Raw genomic sequence first — 21,612 nt, 5'->3', positions numbered from 1 at the left:
AACTTAATGAACCAATTAAATCAAACAACATGGAAAAAAATTTATACATTGATGCATCGCATCCAAATGAAACGAGGGTTGTACTTAAATCGGAAAATAGTATTGAAGACTATGAGTACGAAGGCTTAAAAAATAGCCTAATAAAAAATAATATCTACCTTGGAAAAGTAAGTAGAATAGAACCTTCTTTACAAGCAGCTTTTATTGATTTTGGAAGGGAGAGACATGGCTTTTTATCATTCAATGACATTCAATCTGATTATTACCAAATTCCTAAAAGTGATCTAGAAATAATTAAACAAGAAGAAGAAAAAGCGAGAGAAGAGCTCTCTAAAGAAGTTGAAGCAAAAGAAGAAAAAAATTTGGCTGAAGGTAAATTAGAAATTGATGATCCTTTAGAAATTAAAAAAACAGAGGATGATAGTGAAAACATAGTATTGAATGAAAATAGTGAAGAGACTGAAAATTCGAATGAATATGTAAATCAAGAAAACAAAACTGAGAATAATACGAAAGAAGAAAAAGACAAACGAAATCAAAAATGGCATAAATTTAAAAGATACAAAATTCAAGAAGTTATTAAACCCAATCAAGTAATCCTTGTCCAAGTAATAAAAGATGAAAGAGGTCAAAAAGGTGCAGCTCTAAGTACCTTTATTTCGATTGCCGGTAAATATATTGTATTGATGCCTAATACTCCTAAAGGTGGCGGTATTTCAAGAAAAATATTTAATCCTGCAGATAGAAAAAAAATAAGATCAATTCTGAATGAAATTGAAATCCCAAAAGAAATGGGTTTAATTGTTAGAACAGCTGGAAGTAATAAAACTAGAAATGAAATTGACGAAGATCTTAAAACTTTAAAAAATACATGGGTACAAATTAAAAATAATGCAATAAATTCTATTGCTCCTTCTCTAATCCATCAAGAAAGTGAGATCATTAAAAGAACTTTGAGGGACATGTATGATGAAAACACAAAAAACGTAATTATTGAAGGTAATGAGGGTTATAAAAAAGCACAAAACTTTATGAAAATGATGATGCCCTCACATGTCAAAAAAATTAAGAAATATAGAGGAAAAATACCATTATTTATTCAAGAAAATATTGAACAAAAATTAAATCAAATATTTGAATCAGAAATTAAACTGAATTCAGGTGGGTATCTGGTTATCAATCCAACAGAGGCTCTTGTATCGATTGATATAAATTCTGGAAGTTCAATAAAACAAAAAAATGTAGAGAGTACTGCACTAGATACTAATCTTGAAGCTGCAGAAGAAATAGCAAGACAAATTAAAATTAGAGATCTTTCAGGTTTAATAATAATTGATTTTATAGATATGCTTAGTTACGGAAATAGAAGAATGGTTGAGAGAAGATTAAAAGAAAAATGTAGATTAGACAGAGCAAGAATACAAATCGGTAGAATTAGTAACTTTGGTTTACTTGAAATGTCTAGACAAAGACTTAGGGAAAGCGCCGTAAAATGGAAAGTAGAATTAACTGACGAGTCATTTGCTCAAAAACTACTCAAAATAGTAGAATTAAAGTCCGTAATAAGTAAAGCAAAATTTGTGGAATTAAAAGTATGTGAAAAGATTTCTGATTTTTTAAAAGAAAATTTTGTAGAGGATTTAACATATTATGAAAAAAAGAATAAAATGAAAATTGATATTATTACTGATAATTCACTTATTATTCCAGAATATATAATTGATCTTAAAAATAAATCCAAAAAAACAATCGATTTGGTTGAACATCATGAAAAATTAAAAAACTTAGAACAACAAAAAATTGAGTACAAAATTTCTGTAAAAAAAGATAAGAAAAAATTTATTAAGAAAAAAAATTATAAAAAAAAATATTATAAAAAAACTAAATAATTCCTTTGGTTGGTGATGATGGGCTGCCAATTAAAGTTTTATTAATCCTTCCTGAAAGATAAGATTGTCTTCCTGCAATTACTGCATTTTTGAATGCTAAAGCCATTTCAAAAGGTTTTTTTGCTTTTGCAATCGCGGTATTAACTAAAACCCCATCACAACCTAACTCCATTGCTATAGTTGCATCGGAAGCTTGTCCTAATCCTGCGTCAATTATCAAAGGTAGCTTAGTTTGATTTCTTATTATCTTGATATTAGTCTTATTTAAAATTCCCAATCCCGAACCTATAGGAGCAGCAAGTGGCATTATAGCTGAGGCTCCAACATTTTCTAATCTTTTTGCCATTAATGGATCATCATTGCAATAAACCATTACCTTAAAACCTTCATTGGACAATACCTCAGTAGATTTTAAAGTTTCAATCATGTCTGGAAAAAGATTCTTTTTATCTCCTAATACTTCAAGTTTAACTAATTTCCATCCTCCAATTTCTCTTGCAAGTCTTAAAGTTCTTAAAGCATCTTCAGACGTGAAACATCCTGCCGTATTGGGTAAATATGTAATTTTTTTTGGATCAATATAATCCATCAATAAGGGTTTATGTTTGTCAGAAATATTTACTCTTCTAACAGCAACGGTAACAATATCAGCACCTGAAAATTTAATTGCCTTAGCACATTCAGTCATGGTTTTATATTTTCCAGTCCCTACTATTAATCTTGATTTAAATTTTTTATTCGCAACTGTAAATTTATCTTTCAAAAATTTATCCTCCTCCTATAAAATGAACAATTTCTATAACATCATTATTTCGCAAATATATCTTTTTTAATTTTCGTTTATCAATTATTTCTTTGTTCAATTCTATTGCCACTTTCGTAATAGGTATTTTTATATCATTTATTAATTTGTGTAACGTTAATTTGTCAATAATGGTCTTTGTTTTTCCATTGATTTTTATTTTTATTTTTTTTAATTTTTTCATCGTATATAAGTGTTGGATGAATAATAAAATAATTATTATTAATGGTCCCAATCTTAATCTATTAGGAGAAAGAGAACAATCACAATATGGTTCATTGACATTTGATAAACTAAAAGAAAAATGTCTAAAAAAATCAGTTGAACTTAAAATTGAAGCTGAATTTTTTCAATCAAATATTGAAGGAGAAATCGTAAGTAAAATTCAAGACGCTAGAAAAAATTTTGATGGAATGATAATTAACGCTGCAGGTTTTACTCATACATCTGTATCTATCCGTGATGCACTTTCTATTTTCAAAAAACCTATTATTGAATTACATATATCTAATATATATAAAAGAGAGGAATTTAGACATAAATCATTAATTAGTGATGTTGTTAATGGAGGAATTTTTGGTTTAGGTCCCGAAGGTTATATTTTAGCCATAATTTCATTAGAGAAGATGCTTAAAAATGAAAATAGATAAAAAATTAATCAAAGAGTTAAGTGAATATTTAGAAGAATTTAATCTAACTGAAATAGAGTTTACAGAAAAAGATACAAAAATAAAAGTTTCTAAAAACAATGTATCTATAAATAATCAATTAACATCTGGTAATCGAAATATTGCTGCTCCTAAAGACAACGCTAATCAAATAAATAACAACAATAGTGGTAAAGAGATAACATCTCCAATAATTGGTACAGCTTATCATGCCCCGGAACCAGGTGCTAAAAAGTTTGTTGAGGTTGGTAAAAAAATTAAAAAAGGTGATACTGTTATGATAGTAGAGGCAATGAAAACAATGAATCACGTTCCTTCTACTGATAATGGAGTTGTGAAAGAAATATGTGTTGATGATGGTAATCCTGTCGAGTTTGGACAAACATTAATAATCCTAGAATAATGTTTAAAAAAATTCTAATTGCAAATCGTGGGGAAATTGCAGTCAGAGTTATTAGGGCTTGCAAGGAATGGGGAATTGCAACAGTTGCTGTTCATTCTGATGTAGATAAAAACAGTATGCATGTAAGAATGGCTGATGAAAGCGTATGCATAGGATCTCATCAACCTGCTAATAGCTATTTGAATATTCCAGCTCTTATGTCCGCAATTGAAATAACTAATGCAGAAGCCGTTCATCCTGGTTATGGATTCTTATCTGAAAATGCAAACTTTGCTAAAGTTCTTGAAGAAAATAATATTAAATTTATCGGAGCATCATCTAAATTAATTAAAATGATGGGAGATAAAATCCATGCAAAAAAAATTGCTAAAGAAAATGGTTTACCTGTAATTGAAGGATCCGAAGGAGGTATCAAAAATGTAAAAGAAGCAAAAGAACTTTGTAAAAAAATTGGTTTCCCAGTTTTAATAAAAGCCTCCGCTGGTGGTGGTGGCAAAGGTATGAAAATTGTCCATAAAGAAGAAGAATTTGAGTCTATGTTTTTAACAGCAAAAACCGAAGCTAAAAAATATTTTGGTAATGATGAAATTTATTTGGAAAAATTTTTTCAAAATCCAAGACATATTGAGGTGCAAGTCTTGGCTGGAAAAAATAGAACTGTGCATCTTCACGAGAGAGACTGTTCTGTTCAAAGAAGACATCAAAAACTAATCGAAGAAACTCCAAGTCCTGTTTTAAATGATGAGATCAGAAAAGATTTATTTGAAAGAACTGTAAAAATGGTAAGTAAAATTGGTTATGAAGGTGCTGGTACTGTAGAATTTATTTATGAGGATGGAAAATTTTATTTCTTGGAGATGAATACAAGAGTTCAAGTTGAACATCCAGTTTCTGAGATGGTAACAGGTATAGATATAATTAAAGAGCAAATATGGATAGCTTACACAGGAGAAACTGCATTAAAACAGTCAGATATTAATCCAAGAGGTCATGCAATAGAATGTAGAATTAATGCTGAAGATCCAAGTAAAAATTTTCAACCTTCTCCAGGAATTATAGGAATGTGTCATCAGCCCTCAGGTTTTAGAACGAGAGTAGATGGTGCCATATTTCAGGGTTATAAAGTTACTCCTTATTATGATAGTATGGTTTGTAAATTAATATGCCATGGAAGAAATCGAAAAGAAGCTATCCAAAGAATGAATAGATCTCTAGATGAGTTTGTAATCGAAGGAATAACTACCACCATTCCTCTACATAAGAAATTACTCAATCACGAAAAGTTTATTGATTCTAATTTTAATGTTAGCTGGCTAGATAAAGAAAAAATTGTTTAGTAACAATCAACTAACCAAACATCATAAACTGGGTGATCAAATGGTGCTATTGATGGACTAGAAGAAAACATCCACCCATTAAATACAAATACTTTATCATTATCATTTTTTGTTAAATCTCTTACTTGAATATAGGCTTTGATTTCAGGATTGTCATCAAATTCAGAATTAGTACACTTCATAACTTTAATTGCTAAATCTTTATAAATTAACTCATCTCCATTTGTTAAATTAATTAATTCATTTTTTGAGCTTATTTTATCTAAAATTTTAATGTCTGTTTTTGTACCAATTAAATCATTTTGTGCTTGAGTATAAGAAAACTTAAATGAAGAGATTATAAAAATAAATATAATCAAAAATTTATTAAGATTTCCAGCTTTTGTATTTTTTTTTGATAGCATTATCTTTATTTTTATTAGGATAATAAGCTTTATCAGTTCCTGTCGGATTAGACTGATGTGGTTTTTGCCAATCATATTTTTCTAAATCATGTTTTTTTTCTATTCTATTATGTGTAAAATGCATCCAAGAATACCATTCCACAGGAATCTTGGTTGCATCAATCTCTTCTGAGTATATAACCCATCGTTTTCCATCTTTACTTTCGTAGTACTTATTTCCAAAAGAGTCGGTTCCCACAATCTTTCCAAATAAAATTGTTTTTAATCTTGTTCCGAACGTATCTCGATTCCACCAAGTGAAAATTTTTTTTAGTAATGTCAACATTTAAATATTTATTTTTTTCAATTCAAAATTGTATAAATTAAATTAGACTAAAATTTGGTTTTGTATATAAATCAATTGATTCATTATTCAAATAAATTAAAAAAAATTGGGGTAAAATGGCAAAATATTTAGTTGAAACTTTTTATACTTGTACATTTAAGGTTAATCACTACTTAAATGAAATAAATGAGACAGAGCTTAAGAATCTCGAAAAAAGAGACGATGGTAAGTTTGAGGTTTTAGAAGTAAAATTAGACAATAGAAAAACCAAAAGCTTAGAACCGAATAATAAACTCAAAGATAAAAAAATTGATTTAATATCATCTAATAAGGATAGCAATAAAGAAATTTTTGAGCAAACAGTTACTCAAGTTTTGAATAAAACAGAAAAATCAGGAAAAAGATTTAGTATGCCTGATAGACGTAAAGGGTATATTCAAAAAGCTACGATCGGAGACCACAAAGTTTACCTCCATACTGGAGAATATGAAGATGGTAAAATAGGAGAAATTTTTATAGATACTAGTAAAGAAGGTGAATTAGTGAAAGCATTAATGAATAATTTTGCTATAGCTGTCTCGCTTGGCTTACAATATGGAGTTCCGTTAGATGAATTTATCAGTGCATTCGTTGGTACAAAATTTGAGCCATCTGGAAAAGTGTATGGAAACGACCGTATACTTAGTGCTACCTCAATTTTAGATTATATTTTCAGAGAATTGGCTATTTCTTATCAAAACAGAGAAGATTTAGCTCATACACCATCTATTGGTGGATCAGAGCCAATAAATCTTGATGATCAAAACTTAGATGATCAAAATCAGTTTTTAAAAATTGTTAAAGATATTACCAGCAAGGGATTTGTTAGAAATAATTATAAGAAAAATCTCGTTGATTTATCAGATGTTAAAATAAGTTTAAAAGGTAAAAAATAGTTATTTTTTATTTTTTAAGCTAATATTAAGCTCTTTTAGTTGTTTGTCGCTTACATCAGATGGCGCATTCATCATCAAATCTTGTGCATTTTGATTCATTGGGAACATTGTTACCTCTCTAATATTTTTTTCATTAGCAAGTAACATTACTATCCTATCAATTCCTGGAGCGATCCCGCCATGGGGAGGTGCTCCATAACTTAGAGCATTTATCATTCCAGTAAATTTTTCATCAATTATTTTCTCAGTATATCCAGCAATTGAAAAAAGTTTATACATGAGTTCAGGAACATGATTTCTAATTGCACCAGATGATAATTCAACACCATTACATACGATGTCGTACTGATAAGCGAGAATATCTAAAGGTTTGCTAAAGTTTATCTTTTCAATATCTCCTTGAGGCATTGAAAAAGGGTTGTGACTAAATTTAATATTATTTGTTATCTCGTCCTTTTCAAACATCGGATAATCTACGATCCAACAAAATGCAAAAGTATCATTATCGATCAAATTTAGTTCTCGAGCTATTTTATCTCTCGCCAATGATGTGATTTTTTCAAGATCTTTAAGTTTTGAACAAGCTAGAAAAACACTATCCCCTACTTTTGCACCTGTTTTTTTCATTATCTCCTCTAAAGATTCTTTAGAAAAAAATTTTCCAACCGGTCCTTTAGCTGAAACTTCTCTCTCTTTTTCTATTGTAAAATACGCAAGGCCTGATGCTCCTTGTTCTTTTGCCCATTTGTCAATATTATCAAAAAAACTTCTTGGTTTATCTTTAGTATTTTTTGTTACAATACACCTTACATTTGATCCAGATTGCACAAGTTTTTTAAAAATATCAAATGATACATCTTTTCGGGAAAAAACTTCTGTGATGTCAAAAATTATTAAAGGATTTCTTAAATCTGGCTTATCTGACCCATACTTTAACATGCTATCTTTGTATGTAATTTGGGGAAATTTGTTGAATAATAATTTTTTATTTGAAAAATTTGTAAAAGTTCTGATCAATAATTTTTCAACTACATCAAATACATCTTTTTGTTCAACAAAAGACATTTCCAAATCTAATTGATAAAACTCTCCAGGGCTCCTATCTGCTCGCGCATCCTCATCCCTGAAACACGGAGCAATTTGAAAATATTTATCAAAACCTGAAACCATTATTAATTGTTTGAATTGTTGAGGAGCCTGAGGAAGAGCATAAAATTTACCTGGATTTAATCTGCTAGGAACTAAAAAATCTCTTGCTCCCTCTGGGCTTGATGAAGTCAATATTGGAGTTTGAAATTCTAAAAATCCTAACTTATTCATTTCATTTCTTATGAATGAAATTACTTTAGATCTTAAAATAATATTTTCATGAATTTTTTTTCTTCTTAAATCAAGAAATCTATATTTTAGTCTAATTTCTTCAGCGTATTCTTGATCGCTAAAGACTGGTAAAGGTAATTCCTTACAAGTTCCAAGAACTTTAAATTTTTTAATAGTTACCTCTATTTCTCCAGATTTAATTTCTTTGTTAATTGTTTCATGAGATCTATCAACAACTTTACCCTCAATTTTTATAACTGTCTCTAATTGTATTTTTTCTAATTCTGCAAAACTAGAATTTTCCTTCTCAACAATACACTGTGTAATTCCATAATTATCTCTTAAATCAATAAACAACAAATTTCCATGATCCCTTTTCTTATTAACCCAACCAGAGAGAACTACATCATTCCCAACATGATCTTTACGAAGCTCATTACAATTATGTGTTCGATATTTATTACTCAATTATTCTCCTAAAACCTCTTTTATAATCTTAAAATCAATACGTTTTTTCTTTTTTAAACTTAGTTCGTCAACTTTATATATGAAATCAAATATTTTGCCATACGATCTATCAATTCTTTTGATTATAAAATCTATTAGTTTTTTATCTATAGTTATTTGACGATCTGATAAATTTTTTAATATCAAAGCAAACATTAATTCATCGTCAGGTTTATCTATTTTTTGTAATAAAAAATTTTTTGCTCTAGATTTTAAGTCAGGTAATGCAAAATTTAAATCTACAATGGGTTTTTCAGATGTAATTATTACAAATTTATTATCTAAATCAATTATATTTAATAGAGTATAAATTAATTTTTCATTAATTTCCTCATTTAAGTTTTCTAAAATGATATTTTCGTGAACTTTTAGAATTTTTAGATCTTCATCAGTCAATGAATTTGAATAAAATTTAATTCCTTTAAATTTTTTAATGAAAATATTCATAAGATGAGTTTTGCCTGAAAATTTTTCACCATAGATATTCAAAAAATTTTTTTCCCATTTAGGCCATTGGTTCAGTAACTTAAAAGCATTTTTATTACTATTTGAAACATAAAAATCATCATCCTTAAAGTTTTCCTCATAATCAAATTGAATAATTAGTTGATTTAAATCCCTCATTTTAAAATCCAAGTTTTTTTTTGCGTATCAAAATTGTAATTTTGATTCTTCATAATATTAATAAAATTTTTTGTAGTTCCGTTAAAAATCACTTCGTAAAAAATAAAATCTTTATCAAATTTACTTATCGAATAATTGTTTATTAAATCAATTTTATCTAAAGTTTCCTCAAATTTTGCGGATAGTTCAAAGTCAGTGTTATTTACTTGAATAAGAAGTGGTAGTTTTATTGATGTATTTATTAAATTATTTTCTTTCCAAAAATCCTCATATATAATTTTTAAATCGAATATTAATTGTTTTAAATCATCGTTATTATCTAGTTCAATATTTTTAAAAGAATTACTTTTAATAACTTTTTTTCCTTTAATATTTATTTTAGATAAAATTTTTATTTGACTCTGATCTTTAAAAATTAAGGTAATAATAGAGTTATTTAAAAAATATTTTTTTATAATTTCATTAAAATCGTAGTTTTCTAATTCTAAATAATTTGCTTTTATCAAATTTAAGTCCTCTAAGTCTTCAGTTGGTAGAATATACTCAATTAAATGATTATTATTATTTTCCTCTTTCCATTTTTTGTAAATTGGATTTTTTGAAAATACTAAAAGATCTGTGTTAGATTGATCAATTATTATAGGTATGAATAAAAATTTCTCTTCTACTATTTGAGAAGGAAATATATTTTTAGTATCTAAATAGTTGAAAATTTTTTTTTTATTAAAAGCGACTCCTAAATTTAAACTGTAATATTTGTTAATAAATTTTTCTTCTTTAATCGAAAAAGTCTCTATCATAGTCTTTATATCATTTAAGCTAATATCTTTTATTTTATTTAAATCTTTAGATTGAATAAGTTTTTCCATCAATTCTTTGAAAGCTTTTCTAAAGCCTTTATTAATTAGAATATCTTTATTAAAATTATTCTCTAATTTTTCAGATATTTCTATTTCATCTATCAAAAAAGCTTTAGCATTTACCTCGTTTGTGGAAAAAAAAGATAAATTTAGAGCAAGAGTGACAAAAAAAATATATAAGAATTTCTGATAATACATAGTTTTTAAAGTAATATTCTAATGAATAAAAAACTCTTTACCTACAAAAAAAGCGGCGTCAATATTAGAGCAGCCGATAAATTTATTAATTTCATATCAAAAATATCACCAAAAAAAAACGGCAATAAAAAGTTTAATAATATTGGTGGATTTGGCTCTATTTCTAACCTTCCTAATAACATCAAAAGACCTAAAATAGTTGCATGCACTGATGGAGTTGGAACTAAAATCGAAATAGCAAATCAATTAAATAAATTTGATACTATCGGTATTGATTTAGTTGCGATGAGCGTGAATGACTTAATTGTTCAAGGTGCTAAACCAATATTATTTTTGGATTATATATCAATCAATAAAATTGATCTAAAAAAACTTAAATCTATAATTAAGGGAATATTAAAAGGTTGTAAAATTGCTAATTGTGAACTAGTTGGTGGTGAGACAGCTGAAATGCCTGGTACCTATGAAAAAGGTAAATTTGATATTGCAGGTTTTGCTGTTGGGGTTGTTGATGAAAATAAAATATTAGATAAAAGAAAAATTAAAAATGGTGATTTAATTTTTGCAGTCCCTTCCTCGGGTTTACATTCAAATGGATATTCTTTAGTCAGACATGTTTTAAATAAAAAAAAAATTAATATAAGAAATAATATTTTTTTAAAAAATGAACTAATAAAGCCTACTAAAATTTATGTAAAAGAAATTCTAAATTTAATTCATAAAGGTTTATTGAATGGTTGTGCTAATATTACAGGTGGTGGCTTAAGAGATAATATTAAAAGAGTAATTCCTGACAATTTATGTGCAAATATTGATCTAGATAAAATCAAAACTTTAAGAATATTTAATTGGTTAAAACAAAAAAATATTTCTGACAAAGAAATGTTAAAAACATTTAATTGCGGGGTTGGTTTTTGTTTAATAGTAAATCCAAAAAAAACTAAAAAAATTAGTAAATATTTTTCAAAAGATTTTAAGCCTTATTTAATTGGAAAAATTAAAAAAGGAAAAAATAAAGTTGAATTAAATGCAAAAATCAATTGGAATTAAAAAAGCAAACGTAGCTGTATTCATATCAGGTACAGGAAGTAATTTTAAAAATTTAATTCAACATTCATTGAAAAAAAATTCCAAGTATAAAATTTCATTGGTAATATCAAATAAATCAAAAGCTAAAGGACTTATTTATGCTAAGAAATATAAAATTCATAAAAAAGTAATCAACTACAAAAATATCAGAAATGCTGAAAAAATTATTATCGATTTATTAAAAAGAAAAAAAATCAAGCTTATTTGCTTAGCTGGATTTATGAAAATACTTTCTGCCAATTTTATTAAAAAATTTAAAGGAAAAATTATTAACATTCACCCTTCACTATTACCTAAATATAAGGGTCTTAATACACATCAAAAAGTAATAAAAAATAGGGAAAAATTTTCAGGATGTACTGTTCATTTCGTTAATTCAAAGCTGGACTCGGGGAAAATAATCCTACAAAAAAAAATTAAAATTCTAAAGGGCGATACAAGCGAAAAGGTTGCAAAAAGAGTACTCAAAGAGGAACATCTTTTATACCCAAAAGCTCTTGAAAAAATACTAATTAATCTTTAAAAAAAAATTCAATTTCTATTCTAGCATTTTCAAGGCTATCGGAACCATGCACTGAATTTTTATCAATAGATATTCCATATTTTTTTCTGATAGTTCCTTCTGCTGCATCTTTTGGGTTTGTTGCTCCCATTAAATCTCTGTTAGCCAAGACTGCGTTCTCTTTTTCTAAAATCATAGCAACTATTGGTCCTGAGGATAAATAGGAGCATAAATCATTATAAAAAGGCTTAGTTTCATGAACTTTGTAAAATTTTTCAGCTTCAGATTTTTCAATTTGAATTTTTTTTTCTTGAACTATCTTAAAACCTTTGCTTATAAACATTTGTTTTATCTCATTATCAAGATTTCGTTCAACAGCATCAGGTTTTATAATTGAAAGAGTTTGCTCAACGTTATTCATAATATTCCTCTATTAATTGGTTTAATAATCTCACGCCGAAACCTGTTGCTCCACCTGAATTCAAAGCACCGCCATATTTTGAAAAAGCCATTCCTGCTATATCTAAATGTGCCCAAGGGGTTTTATTAAGAATAAATCTTTGTAAAAATTGTGCAGCAGTTGTTGACCCTGCGCCACCAACATAGTTAATATTTTGCATATCTGCATTTTTGGAGTCAATAAGTTTATCATAGTTTTTATTTAATGGCATCCTCCATACTTTTTCCTCTACTTCATTACCTACATCAATTAATTGCTTTGATAATTTATCATCATTAGAAAATAATCCTGCGTATTCAGAACCAAGAGAAACAATTATAGCTCCTGTTAAAGTTGCTAAATCAACAATAAATTTTGGTTTAAACTTTTCTTCAGTATACGTTAAAGCATCTGCTAAAACTAACCTTCCTTCTGCATCTGTATTCAATACCTCAACTGTTTTGCCACTGTAAGATTTAACTATATCTCCTGGTCTTTGTGCATTTCCACCCGGCATATTTTCTACAAGACCTACAACACCAACCGCATTGATTTTTGCTTTTCTTAAAGCTAAATTTTTCATTAATCCTACAACAACTGCAGAACCTGCCATATCATAAGTCATATCTTCCATAAACTTAGCTGGCTTTAAAGAAATACCCCCAGTATCGAAACAAACTCCTTTTCCTACAAAAGCTAAAGGCTTAGAATTATTTTTTAATCCTTTCCATTCCATTGTTACCAAATAGGATCCCCTGATACTTCCTTGCCCCACTCCAAGTAAAGTATTCATCCCAAGTTTTTTAAGTTTTTTTTCATCATAAATATTAATCTTTAATCCATATTTTTTTAAAGACTTAATTCTTTTTGCATACTCATCAGGATGTAAAACATTTCCAGGTTCTGATACTAAATCTCTTGCAAAAAAAGTACCTTCTTCAAGAGACTTAAATCTTAGTTGGTTTTGCTCTGAAGGTTTATTTTTTCCAATAATATTCAATGAAATATTTCTATTATCTTTTTTTGTCTTATATTTTAGAAATTGATATGACTTTAATCTTAATCCATGAAGAAAATGACCTATAAAATTTTTTTGTTTATCAATTATAGAGTCAGTATTAATCAAATATTCGCTATTTTTTCCAAAGTTTATTCGTCCAAAAAATTTAGCTCCTAAATTTTCTATTTCAGAGTTTTTCAAATTATTTTTTATGGAAATTAAAACTATTTTTTTTTTTGAATTAAGCTCAAAAACAAATAAATCTTTTTTTAAATCTCCAGTTTTCAATAGTTCACTTATGTAAGAATATTCAGAGCTGGAAATATATTTTTTTATATTGGTAATATTGAAATTTTCATTAGTGAATAAGACAAGATTACTAGAGAGTTTCTTTGAAACGCTATTTTTATAATTAATTTTGATAGACATAAATTTTTAAATACACTTTATACGAGCAAATGCTATATATGTGGTAAAAATATTTTCAATGAAAAAATTAATATTTAGAAAATTTTACCTAGATATCGTTACATTTTTTGTGGCTTCTTTGCTTATTGTGGGCTTAATTGTTTGGACTATTCAAGCTGTTAACTATTTTGATTTTGTTACTGAAGATGGTCACGGATTAAAGATCTATTTCTTTTATTCCGTATTAAATTTTCCAAAAATTATACATAGAATATTACCTTTCATATTTTTTATCTCAATTTTTTATACAATTTTAAAATATGAATTCAAAAATGAGATTTTCATTTTTTGGGTGAATGGCGTTAGCAAGATAAATTTCATTAATAAGTTAATAGTCTTTTCTTTTATTTTTGTTTTTTTTCAAATTATTCTTGGTTCATATATTTCTCCATTATCAAAACTTGAAGCTAGAAATTTTATAAAAAATTCAAATGTTGATTTTTTTACATCTTTGATTAAAGAAGGAAAATTCATAAACGTTACTGATGGTTTAACTATATTTATTGATAGAAAAGAAAACGATGGGAGTTTCAAAAATATTTTCTTAGAAGAAACCAATAAAAAAAACTCAAAAATGATATATGCAAATAAAGGAATTCTTATAGACGATGAATTTCAAAAAACTCTTAAACTTTTTGATGGTAGAGTGATAAATTTTGAGAAATCAAAAATTAATTTGTTTGATTTCGATCAAATTAATTTCAGTTTAAAAGATTTAAATTCAAAAACTATCACCGTCCCTAAAATTCAAGAAATAGACACTAAAATATTATTAAGTTGCTTTCTAGATATTGAGAATAATAAATTCCAACAATTTAAGTGTGATGAGAATCTAATTAAAGAGACTAAACGAGAATTATTTATAAGGTTATACAAACCAATCTTTATTCCTTTAATTGTTTTATTTTCTTGTTTTTTAACATTGTATTCAAAAAATGAAAAAAATTATAAAACTAAAGTAAATTTAATATTTTTGATGATTTTTTTTCTTTTAGTATATTCAGAGGTATCGGTACGATACTCTGTTACATCAATTAATTTTACAATAATGTATCTCTTGATACCAATGATTATTTTTATAATTGGATATTCATTATTTTATAGATTGGTTAAAAATGTTTAAAATTTATCAAAAATATATAATTACAAATTTTCTTAGAAAATTTATTAATATATCGTTAATATTTTTAGCTTTAATTTTTATTTTAGGAATTCTTGAGGAAATCAATTTTTTTAGAGATGTGAATGCTAACTTTTTTTTTCCTTACTTTATGACTTTATTAAATGCTCCAATAACCTTATTTGAAATATTTCCATTTATTTTTTTAATATCAACACAATTTTTTTTATATGATTTGATCAAAAATGAAGAACTTAATTTGCTTAAAAAGGTTGGTCTTAGTAATTTAAAGATAATTAAAATTTTGTTTTTGTTATCTATATTTATTGGAGTTTTTAATGTAATTATCTATTACAATATTGCCTCAAAACTAAAATTTTATTATTCAGATATCAAAAATAATTTCTCTAATGACAATAAGTATCTTGCGATGGTTACTGAAAGTGGACTATGGATTAAAGATGAAATAAATGGAAAAAAATATATAATTAAATCTAAATTTATTAATGATAAATTTTTATTTGAAAATATCATCAATGAATTCGACTCAGATTTTAAATTAATAAAAACTATTCAATCAAATAAAATAGATATTAACGACTACAATTGGATTATTCATAATCCAAATATCACTATTGAAAACAATACGGAGAATATTGAGGGAACAATTCAAATATCATCAAACTTTAATTCTGAGAAAATAAATAAACTTTTTTCAAATATATCATCTTTTGACATATTAAGACTTTACGAAATCAAAGAGGATTATAAGAAATTTGGCTATTCTACTGATGAAATAACGATCCAATTACTTAAGCTTTTTACTACTCCGCTTTTTTATGGAGTCTTTACCATATTCTCTATTATAGTTATGTTTAACTTCTCAAAAAACAAATCACTTTTGTTTCACATAATAACTGGAGTACTTTTATCAGTTTTGATTTATTATATAAATTTTATCTTTAATTCTTTAGGAAACAATGGAAAAATTCCAGTATATCCATCAATATTTTTTCCATTGTTTATAATATTTGTTTTATCAGCAATAGGACTTGTAAACATTAATGAAAAATAGTTTTAAAATTATAACCTTGATATGCATCTTATGCTTTCAAAATATTGCATTTTCAGATTCATTTACCTTGAAAAGCAAAAATATTGAAATTTTAGATGAAGGAGATCAAATAAATGCTTATAAAGGTACTGCAATTTCTAAAGATAATAATTTAGAAATAATTTCAGATAAGTATATATATTATAAGGAAACAGATATTTTAAAGTCAATTGGAAATGGATTGGCATTAATTAAATCTAAAAAGATAAAGATAAAATACGATAATGCAGTCTTCGATCAAAAAAATTTAAGTATTAAAGCAAATGGAAATATTGAAGTTTTCCAAATAGACGGAAGTTTTATAATTAAGAACGATCAAATATTTTATGATCAAAAAAATAATATTGTGAGTTCAGATCAAACTACAAAAATTGAAGATAATTTTGGTAATACTCATTTTGTTGATAGTTTTGTTTTTGAAATTAATAAAAATTTAATTAAAGCAAAAAATCTTATCAGTAAAGATGCTCAGTCAAATACTTTTAAAACGTCTATTGCTTATATTAATACTAGCTCAGGAAAAGTTTTTGGAAAAGATGTAAAAATAGATCTTAATAATTCATCAAGTCAAAATTATAGATTAAGAGGAAACAGTGGTAATATTGATGAAAATTCATCTGGAATTACTAAAGGAGTTTTTACGACATGTAAAAAGAGAGAAGGATGTCCACCTTGGCAATTCAGTGCAAAAAATATTACGCATGATAAAAAAAAGCGAGAGATTTCATATGATAATGCGTTGTTAAGAGTTTACGATTTACCAATTGCATATTTTCCAAAGTTTTTTCATCCAGACCCAACAGTCAAAAGGAGATCTGGTTTTTTAATTCCTGCAATAAAAAATTCACCTAATTCGGATAATTATTTAAACACTCCGTATTTTTTAGCTATTGCAGAAAACAAGGATGCAACTTTTTCTCCAAGACTTTATGCTGATGATAAAATTTTACTCCAGACGGAATACAGACAAGTTAATTCCAATACCAATCACATTGCAGATTTTAGTTTATTTGCAGAAAAAGACGAAAACTCTAAAAATCACTTTTTCTATGAATATGATAAAAATCTAACAGTACAAGACTTTGAGTCAAGTAAACTTAATTTGAAACTTCAAACTACTTCAAACGACACTTATTTAAAATCCGATAAAATAAAGAGTGATCTAATTAATGATAACGATACGATGGTAAATTCGCTTAATTTAGATTTATATTCTAACAATTTATCTATTAATTTGAGTTCAACCATATATGAAAATTTAAGTAAAAAAGATAATGATAGATATGAATACATTTTTCCAAGATTAAAACTAGCAAAAAATTTTAATAACTTATCAAATTTAGATGGAAATTTTTTATTTGAATCTGATACTTTAGTAAGACAATACGATACAAATGTTCTAGAAAAAAGAAATGTAAATAATTTTATTTTCAATTCAATTCCTCAAATAAGTAAATATGGTTTTTTAAATAGTCATGAATTTTTAGTTAGAAATACTAATAGTGAAAATAGAAATTCAGATTACAAAAATAAAAAAAACTTTTTTATTTCAAGTATGTATCAATTTAACTCAAGTTTTCCCTTAATTAAAGATGAAGATAATTATCAAAAAATCTTTAAACCAAAAATATCTTTAAAAGCGGCACCTAATCACACCAAAAATGAGAGAAGTGTTGAGAGAAAAATAAATATAACTAATATTTATTCATTAGATAGAACTACCGATGACACAAGTGTAGAGGGTGGTTTATCTGCTGCCTATGGATTTGACTACTCAATACTAGATAAACTAAATACCAACGAATTATTCAATTTTAAATTAGCAAATAATTTTAGATTAGAGCAAAATGATGATCTTCCTAACAATAATCAAATTGGAGAAAAAACATCTAATCTATTTAGCGAGATCATGTTTAATCCAAGTGAAGCGATAACAACTAAATATATTTCATCTATCAAGAATAACCTTCAAGATATAAATTATGAAAATTTAATTACTGATTTTAAATTTAATAATTTTATTACAACATTTGATTATCTTAATGAAAACAACACATCTAGTAAAAGTTCATACTTATCTAACACAACAAGTTATAATTTAAATAAATCAAATAGTTTTGCATTTTCGACAAGAAAAAATAAAGCAAAAGATTTAACTGAATACTATAATTTTATGTACCAATATAAGAATGACTGTTTGGCTGCATCTATAGAGTATAATAAAGATTTTTATAGTGATAGAGAATTGAAACCTGATGAAAGTATTTTCTTCAAATTAACAATAACACCTTTTGCTGAAGTAAGTAGTCCAAATATTAAGCAATAATGATCAAAAAGAAAATTTTATTTTTAATTATAACAATTTTTTTTTCCAATAAGATTTTGTTGGCAGATATAAAGATTGAAGTTTTAGTGGATAATGAAATAATCACAAATTATGACTTAGAAAATGAGATAAACTATTTAGAAATATTAAATTCAAATCTTAATCAACTAAATTATAATCAGAAATTAGAGATAGCAAAAAATTCCTTAATTAAACAAATAATAAAAAAAAAAGAAATTAAAAAATTTACAACTATGGAGGGTGCTAATCAATTTGTGGATGATTACATGAAAGATCTTTATACAAGATTAGGTTTCAATAATGATAAAGAATTCGAAAAAATATTAAAACAAAAAACAAATTATAACTTATCAAAAATTAAAGAAAAAATTGAAATAGATTTATATTGGAATGATTTAATTTTTTCAAAATATAATAATCAAGTAAAAATTGATAAAAAAAAAATTCTTTCGAGAGTTAACGCGATGCAAGAAGATTCAAAGAAAGAATATTTTTTATCTGAAATTGTATTTACAAAAAAAAAAAATAGGACAATACAAGATTATTTAAATGAAATAAAAATTAGTATCAATCAAATAGGTTTTAATAATACTGCAAATATTTATAGTGACTCGGATAGTTCAAAATTTGGAGGGAAAATAGGTTGGGTTAGTGAAATAAGTTTATCAAAGAATATTAAAGACAAATTAAGTGAAATTAATAAAGGTGAGTTTACTGATTTAATTAAATTAGCAAATAATTTTTTAATACTTAAAATTGAAGATAAAAGAGTTGTCGAAATCAATATCGATAAAAATAAAGAAGTTGAGAGATTGATAAATCAAGAAACAAATGAACAATTAAATAAATTTTCAAAAATATATTTCAACAAATCAAAATTAAATTATTCTATAAATGAAAAATAACCCAATATTATTAGTTGCTGGTGAACCAAACAGTATTTTTTTTGAAATTCTATTTAAGGCACTGAGAAAAAAAAAATATAAAAGTCCTCTTGTTCTTATTTGTTGTAAAAAAATTTTAATGAGACACATGAAGAAATTAAATTATAAAAAAAAATTAGAGATATTAGAGGTTGAGCGAATTATTAAAAAAAAGATTAATAATAAATGTTTAAATATTATAGACATAAATTTTAAGAATACCTCTAACAAAAAATCTTTAAGAATTTATTTAAAAAAGTCATTCGATGTTGCATGTGATTTAATGCATAAAGGATTTACAAATAAGTTAATAAATGGACCAATTAATAAGAAAAATTTTTTGAATAAAAAATTTTTAGGAATAACTGAATATATTTCTTATAAATTTAAAAGAAATAAAACTGGAATGCTTATTTATAATAAAGAACTATCCGTATGTCCTTTAACAACACATTTGCCCCTAAAACAAGTTGCAAACAAAGTTTCAAAAAAATTGATTTCTGAAAAAATTGAATTGATAGATAGCTTTTTCAAAAAAAAGCTTAAAATTAAAGCCAAAATTGCAGTAACAGGTTTAAATCCACACTGTGAAAGTGTTTCAAATTTTAATGAAGATGAAAAAATTATTCCTCAAGTAATTAAAAGTAAGTTTAAAAAGAATATCAATGTAAAAGGGCCTTACTCTGCAGATACGATATTTTTAAAAAAAAATAGGAAAAAATTTAATGTAATTTTAGGTATGTATCATGATCAAGTTTTAGGTCCTTTTAAATCTCTATACGAATATAATGCTATTAATATAACAATGGGTTTACCTATTTTACGTTTATCACCCGACCATGGACCAAATATTGAAATGGTTGGCAAAAATAAATCAAACCCATTGAGTTTAATCAAAGCTTTAGATTTTCTAGATAACAGGTGATAAAAGCAAAAAAAAGTTTAGGCCAAAATTTTTTAGTTGACTTAAACATAATCAAAAAAATTTTAGATACGGTTGATATTTATAACAAATCAATTTTAGAAATTGGACCTGGAACTGGTAATTTAACAATAAAAATTTTAGAAAAAAACCCAAAAGAATTAATTGTAATCGAAAAAGATAATAGATTAGCCTCTTTATTACAAAATAATTTTGAGTCTCAAATAAAAGTAATTAATGAAGATGTTCTCAAAATAAATGAAAATTTATTACACAAAGAAAAACTTATAGTCTTTGGAAATCTTCCTTATAATATTTCTACTGAAATTTTATGTAAGTGGATACTTAATATAAAAAATAGAAATTTTTGGTTTAGTCACCTCATATTAATGTTTCAAAAAGAAGTTGCAGATAGGATTATAGCTTTGCCAAATACAAAAAATTATGGAAGATTGTCTGTAATATCTAATTGGAAATTGAATATCAAAAAAATTTGTGATGTAAAACCTTCGAGTTTTTCACCAAAACCTAAAATTGATAGCACAATTTTGTATTTCGAGCCTAAACAAAATTTTTATCAATTAGAGAATTCTGAAAATCTTGAAAGAATTACTAGAACTTTTTTTGCTCATCGAAGAAAAATGATAAAGAAACCTTTTAATTTGTTATTTAAAAAAAACATACATATTGTGAAAAAACTCAAAATAAATTTAGACCTAAGACCACAAAATTTGAACATTGAAACTTATATAAAGTTGGCAGATGAGTATGAAAAATTAAAGAGTTAATTTTTCGACATGCTTTCTTATATATTCTAAATCATAATCTTTAGATCCATTATTTATTTCTGCATTAATTAAATTATTAATTTTTTTATAACAATCTTGAAGATCATCATTAATTACAACATAATCATAATTAATCCAATGCAGCACATCTCTTTCAAATTGTCTCATTCTTTCCTCAACAATTAATTTATCTTTCATTTCTCTATTTGACAATCTTTCATATAAAATTTCTTTACTCGGCGGCAATATAAAAAAAGTAATTAATTTATAATCTAAATTTTTATTTTTTATTTGATCCGCACCTTGCCAATCAATATCAAATATTACGTTTTGACCTTTATTTAGTTTTTCAATAACAGGTGTTCTTGTTGTTCCATAATAATTGTTAAAAACTTTAGCATATTCTAAAAACTCTTGATTTTTAATCAGTCTCTTAAATTCATTATTATCTACAAAATAATAATCTTTATTTGGAGTTTCGTTTGGTCGTGGCTGTCTTGTTGTATGAGATATGGATATTTTAAAGTTATTTTGCTCAGAAATGAGATTAACTAGAGTTGTTTTACCTGCTCCTGAAGGAGAGGACAAAATAACCATTACCCCATCTTTTGAAGTGGGCATTTAAAAT

The 21,612-nt window shown here is 25.8% G+C and carries 23 protein-coding genes; 13 read left to right on the top strand and 10 right to left on the bottom strand.

Annotated elements, in window-relative coordinates; all coding sequences use genetic code 11:
• The first annotated feature begins 29 nt into the window (after positions 1 to 29).
• On the top strand, positions 30 to 1,889 hold the full coding sequence (locus AMN70_RS03760) for an Rne/Rng family ribonuclease (protein ID WP_075502042.1): 1,860 nt from the start codon (positions 30 to 32) through the stop codon (positions 1,887 to 1,889).
• Here the strand turns inward: AMN70_RS03760 and AMN70_RS03755 are convergent.
• Both AMN70_RS03755 and thiS read right to left on the bottom strand, forming a co-directional pair.
• Entirely contained in the window at positions 1,882 to 2,652 is a 771-nt protein-coding gene (locus AMN70_RS03755) for a thiazole synthase (protein ID WP_075501903.1), read from the bottom strand. The two genes, AMN70_RS03760 and AMN70_RS03755, sit on opposite strands and share 8 nt — an antisense overlap.
• A gap of 4 nt (positions 2,653 to 2,656) precedes the next feature.
• Entirely contained in the window at positions 2,657 to 2,875 is a 219-nt protein-coding gene (thiS, locus tag AMN70_RS03750) for a sulfur carrier protein ThiS (RefSeq protein WP_075501901.1), read from the bottom strand.
• Between the two features lie 16 nt (positions 2,876 to 2,891).
• Here thiS and aroQ point away from each other — a divergent pair, with 16 nt between their 5' ends.
• The 3 genes from aroQ to accC are packed head-to-tail and all read left to right on the top strand — an operon-like array spanning position 2,892 to position 5,099.
• Positions 2,892 to 3,341, top strand: a complete 450-nt coding sequence (aroQ, locus tag AMN70_RS03745) for a type II 3-dehydroquinate dehydratase (protein ID WP_075501898.1) — start codon at positions 2,892 to 2,894, stop codon at positions 3,339 to 3,341.
• Positions 3,328 to 3,762 (top strand): acetyl-CoA carboxylase biotin carboxyl carrier protein, encoded by a 435-nt coding sequence (locus tag AMN70_RS03740; RefSeq protein WP_075501895.1) that lies wholly within the window; start codon positions 3,328 to 3,330, stop codon positions 3,760 to 3,762. The genes aroQ and AMN70_RS03740 overlap by 14 nt, the downstream gene beginning before the upstream one ends.
• Positions 3,762 to 5,099: an acetyl-CoA carboxylase biotin carboxylase subunit gene (gene accC / locus AMN70_RS03735; protein ID WP_075501893.1), complete on the top strand. Its 1,338-nt coding sequence runs from the start codon at positions 3,762 to 3,764 to the stop codon at positions 5,097 to 5,099. The genes AMN70_RS03740 and accC overlap by 1 nt, the downstream gene beginning before the upstream one ends.
• Here accC and AMN70_RS03730 read toward each other — a convergent pair.
• A complete protein-coding gene (locus tag AMN70_RS03730) occupies positions 5,096 to 5,503 on the bottom strand; it encodes a DUF2155 domain-containing protein (protein ID WP_256998034.1) in 408 nt (135 codons plus the stop codon). The two genes, accC and AMN70_RS03730, sit on opposite strands and share 4 nt — an antisense overlap.
• The gene (locus AMN70_RS03725; RefSeq protein WP_075501892.1) at positions 5,466 to 5,828 is read right to left on the bottom strand and encodes an NADH-ubiquinone oxidoreductase subunit NDUFA12 family protein; all 363 of its coding nucleotides are present in this window, start codon (positions 5,826 to 5,828) and stop codon (positions 5,466 to 5,468) included. Before AMN70_RS03725 ends, AMN70_RS03730 begins: the two co-directional genes overlap by 38 nt.
• 116 nt (positions 5,829 to 5,944) lie before the next feature.
• Between AMN70_RS03725 and AMN70_RS03720 the strand changes: the two genes are divergently transcribed.
• Positions 5,945 to 6,763, top strand: coding sequence for a TSCPD domain-containing protein (locus tag AMN70_RS03720; protein ID WP_075501890.1), 819 nt, complete (start codon positions 5,945 to 5,947; stop codon positions 6,761 to 6,763).
• Here the strand turns inward: AMN70_RS03720 and aspS are convergent, their stop codons facing one another.
• The 3 genes from aspS to AMN70_RS03705 are packed head-to-tail and all read right to left on the bottom strand — an operon-like array spanning position 6,764 to position 10,272.
• Positions 6,764 to 8,551 (bottom strand): aspartate--tRNA ligase, encoded by a 1,788-nt coding sequence (gene aspS, locus AMN70_RS03715; protein ID WP_075501888.1) that lies wholly within the window; start codon positions 8,549 to 8,551, stop codon positions 6,764 to 6,766. It abuts the gene before it with no gap.
• Positions 8,552 to 9,214: an HdaA/DnaA family protein gene (locus AMN70_RS03710; RefSeq protein WP_256998033.1), complete on the bottom strand. Its 663-nt coding sequence runs from the start codon at positions 9,212 to 9,214 to the stop codon at positions 8,552 to 8,554.
• Entirely contained in the window at positions 9,211 to 10,272 is a 1,062-nt protein-coding gene (locus tag AMN70_RS03705; RefSeq protein WP_075501884.1) for a DUF2066 domain-containing protein, read from the bottom strand. The genes AMN70_RS03710 and AMN70_RS03705 overlap by 4 nt, the downstream gene beginning before the upstream one ends.
• Positions 10,273 to 10,293: 21 nt before the next feature.
• Between AMN70_RS03705 and purM the strand changes: the two genes are divergently transcribed.
• The gene (gene purM / locus AMN70_RS03700) at positions 10,294 to 11,322 is read left to right on the top strand and encodes a phosphoribosylformylglycinamidine cyclo-ligase (protein WP_075501882.1); all 1,029 of its coding nucleotides are present in this window, start codon (positions 10,294 to 10,296) and stop codon (positions 11,320 to 11,322) included.
• A complete protein-coding gene (purN, locus tag AMN70_RS03695) occupies positions 11,300 to 11,884 on the top strand; it encodes a phosphoribosylglycinamide formyltransferase (RefSeq protein ID WP_075501880.1) in 585 nt (194 codons plus the stop codon). The genes purM and purN overlap by 23 nt, the downstream gene beginning before the upstream one ends.
• Here purN and ndk read toward each other — a convergent pair.
• Positions 11,874 to 12,284, bottom strand: coding sequence for a nucleoside-diphosphate kinase (gene ndk, locus AMN70_RS03690; RefSeq protein ID WP_075501878.1), 411 nt, complete (start codon positions 12,282 to 12,284; stop codon positions 11,874 to 11,876). The genes purN and ndk overlap by 11 nt on opposite strands.
• The gene (locus AMN70_RS03685) at positions 12,277 to 13,731 is read right to left on the bottom strand and encodes a leucyl aminopeptidase (protein WP_075501875.1); all 1,455 of its coding nucleotides are present in this window, start codon (positions 13,729 to 13,731) and stop codon (positions 12,277 to 12,279) included. The genes ndk and AMN70_RS03685 overlap by 8 nt, the downstream gene beginning before the upstream one ends.
• A gap of 58 nt (positions 13,732 to 13,789) precedes the next feature.
• On the opposite strand from AMN70_RS03685, the gene AMN70_RS03680 reads away from it, so the two are divergent.
• The 6 genes from AMN70_RS03680 to rsmA are packed head-to-tail and all read left to right on the top strand — an operon-like array spanning position 13,790 to position 20,984.
• Positions 13,790 to 14,893 carry an LptF/LptG family permease gene (locus AMN70_RS03680; RefSeq protein ID WP_075501873.1) on the top strand — a complete coding sequence of 368 codons (1,104 nt, stop codon included), beginning with the start codon at positions 13,790 to 13,792 and terminating at the stop codon, positions 14,891 to 14,893.
• Positions 14,886 to 15,965, top strand: coding sequence for an LptF/LptG family permease (locus tag AMN70_RS03675; RefSeq protein WP_075502038.1), 1,080 nt, complete (start codon positions 14,886 to 14,888; stop codon positions 15,963 to 15,965). The genes AMN70_RS03680 and AMN70_RS03675 overlap by 8 nt, the downstream gene beginning before the upstream one ends.
• Positions 15,955 to 18,330: an LPS-assembly protein LptD gene (locus AMN70_RS03670; RefSeq protein ID WP_075501871.1), complete on the top strand. Its 2,376-nt coding sequence runs from the start codon at positions 15,955 to 15,957 to the stop codon at positions 18,328 to 18,330. The genes AMN70_RS03675 and AMN70_RS03670 overlap by 11 nt, the downstream gene beginning before the upstream one ends.
• Complete coding sequence (locus AMN70_RS03665) at positions 18,330 to 19,256, top strand: peptidylprolyl isomerase (RefSeq protein ID WP_075501869.1); 927 nt, start codon at positions 18,330 to 18,332, stop codon at positions 19,254 to 19,256. Before AMN70_RS03670 ends, AMN70_RS03665 begins: the two co-directional genes overlap by 1 nt.
• Positions 19,246 to 20,199: a 4-hydroxythreonine-4-phosphate dehydrogenase PdxA gene (locus AMN70_RS03660; RefSeq protein ID WP_075501867.1), complete on the top strand. Its 954-nt coding sequence runs from the start codon at positions 19,246 to 19,248 to the stop codon at positions 20,197 to 20,199. Before AMN70_RS03665 ends, AMN70_RS03660 begins: the two co-directional genes overlap by 11 nt.
• Positions 20,196 to 20,984: a 16S rRNA (adenine(1518)-N(6)/adenine(1519)-N(6))-dimethyltransferase RsmA gene (gene rsmA / locus AMN70_RS03655; protein WP_075501865.1), complete on the top strand. Its 789-nt coding sequence runs from the start codon at positions 20,196 to 20,198 to the stop codon at positions 20,982 to 20,984. Before AMN70_RS03660 ends, rsmA begins: the two co-directional genes overlap by 4 nt.
• Here the strand turns inward: rsmA and gmk are convergent.
• Positions 20,973 to 21,605 carry a guanylate kinase gene (gmk, locus tag AMN70_RS03650; protein WP_075501863.1) on the bottom strand — a complete coding sequence of 211 codons (633 nt, stop codon included), beginning with the start codon at positions 21,603 to 21,605 and terminating at the stop codon, positions 20,973 to 20,975. The genes rsmA and gmk overlap by 12 nt on opposite strands.
• Positions 21,606 to 21,612: the final 7 nt, after the last annotated feature.

This window comes from Candidatus Pelagibacter communis (genome assembly GCF_001179925.1).
GTDB lineage: Bacteria > Pseudomonadota > Alphaproteobacteria > Pelagibacterales > Pelagibacteraceae > Pelagibacter > Pelagibacter ubique_E.
Note: the sequence above shows the minus strand (reverse complement) of the source record. Positions and strands in the feature narration are given on the sequence as shown.